General features: G+C 35.7%; 3 protein-coding genes. All 3 read left to right on the forward strand.

Annotated elements, in window-relative coordinates:
- On the forward strand, positions 1 to 983 hold a 983-nt coding region (locus ENL20_03240), incomplete at its 5' end, for an ABC transporter ATP-binding protein (GenBank protein HHE37571.1).
- Positions 984 to 985: 2 nt separating this feature from the next.
- A complete protein-coding gene (locus ENL20_03245; protein ID HHE37572.1) occupies positions 986 to 1312 on the forward strand; it encodes a hypothetical protein in 327 nt (108 codons plus the stop codon).
- The coding region (locus tag ENL20_03250) for a hypothetical protein (GenBank protein ID HHE37573.1) at positions 1300 to 1693 on the forward strand (394 nt) is incomplete at its 3' end. The genes ENL20_03245 and ENL20_03250, both read left to right, overlap by 13 nt.

A 1693-nucleotide genomic window follows, 5' to 3' on the forward strand; every position in this document is an offset into this window, starting at 1 on the left:
CGATTACCGGTGTCGTCGTTCTATTGATCGGTGGGAAACAGGTTCTTTCCGGAAACAGCGACTTTACTTTCGGGAATTTTATTGCATTCATCCTGGCTGTATTTTCCATGCTTTATCCTTTGAAGATCCTTACCAAAGCTTATGCAAATATCCGCAAAGCATTAGTTTCAATCGAAAGAGTATCTGAAATTCTAAATCGCAAAGAATCAATCATAGAAAGCAAATCGCAATTAAGAAAAAGTAATTTTCATGATAAGATCGAATTGCAGGAAGTTTGTTTCCAATATGATGAAGAAAAGGAAATATTAAAGGATATATCTTTCGATATTTCCAAAGGAGAGAAAGTTGCGATCGTTGGTAGCAGTGGTTCCGGGAAGACAACTCTTGTAAATCTTTTACCGAGAATGTATGATGTCAAATCCGGAAAAATTCTGATCGATGGAACTTCCGTAAAGGAAATAAATTTGAAAGATTTGCGCAATCTATTCGGAATCGTAACCCAGGAGTCTATTTTATTTACAGACAGCATCAAAAACAATATCGGATATGGAACCCTGAAACCTGTTTCTCAAAAAGAAATAGAAGATGCAGCTCGTATCGCCTTTGCAGATGAATTTATCGATAATCTTCCTGAACAATACGACCATTTTCTTCATCCTAAAGCCTCCAATCTTTCCGGAGGTCAGAAACAGAGACTCTGTATTGCTCGTGCCATTGTCGGCAATCCACCCATCCTCATTTTTGACGAAGCAACCAGTTCGCTTGACACGGAAGCAGAACGGAAAGTCCAGAAAGCGATAGAACAGGCAACAAAAAATAGAACCGTGATCGTGATCGCTCATCGTCTCTCAACGGTTCTCTCTTCCGATAAAATCATCGTTCTTGATCAGGGAAAGATCGTTGGTATCGGTCATCATGAAGAATTGCTGAAAAGTTGCGAAAGATACAAAACGCTTTATGAGATGCAGTTTATGGATAAATAACAATGATCAAATATCAAAAAAAGAAACCTGACGGAGAGATAATTAAACATTGTTTCTGGGAATACAAACTTAGGGTGCTGGATGTGGAAAAATACATAAATTCCGATGATAAAAAATTAAAGAAGTTCGTATTTGAAAAGATATTCTGCAATAGTCTAAATGTGCTGAGCGATCTGATGGTTTTTGACAAAGTTGATCTGATCGATTTGGTTGGAAATTATAAAGTCCCGCAATTCAATCATGATTTTCTGGATTTGCGTCATCGCATTGTCAGACATCTTCTTTTACAGGAAAATGTAAAAATACCGGAGTTGGAATGGAGACTATAGATTATAAAAGGTTATACGAAATACAAGATGAAGTATTGGATATCATCTTCGAGGAGACAACCGAATTTTATTTAACTGGTGGCACCTGCTTAAGTCGTTTTTATTATGCCAAAAGGTTTTCCCTTGATCTTGATCTTTTTGCAAATTCTTCTAATTTATTTCATTTTAATATTCGATCTATTCTGGAAAAATTGTCGAAAAAAAAAGTTCCCTTAAAAGTTGAAGTTGAAACAAAAGATTTTATGCGACTGATGATCAGAGATATGCTGCAGGTTGATTTTGTTAACGATCGAGTAAAATATATCGGAACTATTCTAACCAAGAACAATTTAAATATAGATAATGTTTTTAATATTCTGGCTAATAAAATAACAGCAATCC

It is taken from the genome of Candidatus Cloacimonadota bacterium (genome assembly GCA_011372345.1).
In the GTDB taxonomy this organism is placed as follows: domain Bacteria; phylum Cloacimonadota; class Cloacimonadia; order Cloacimonadales; family TCS61; genus DRTC01.

Excerpts from the sequence above, each read along its gene's own strand:
- ENL20_03245 (HHE37572.1), top strand. The coding sequence starts at position 986 with ATGATCAAATATCAAAAAAAGAAACCTGACGGAGAGATAATTAAACAT.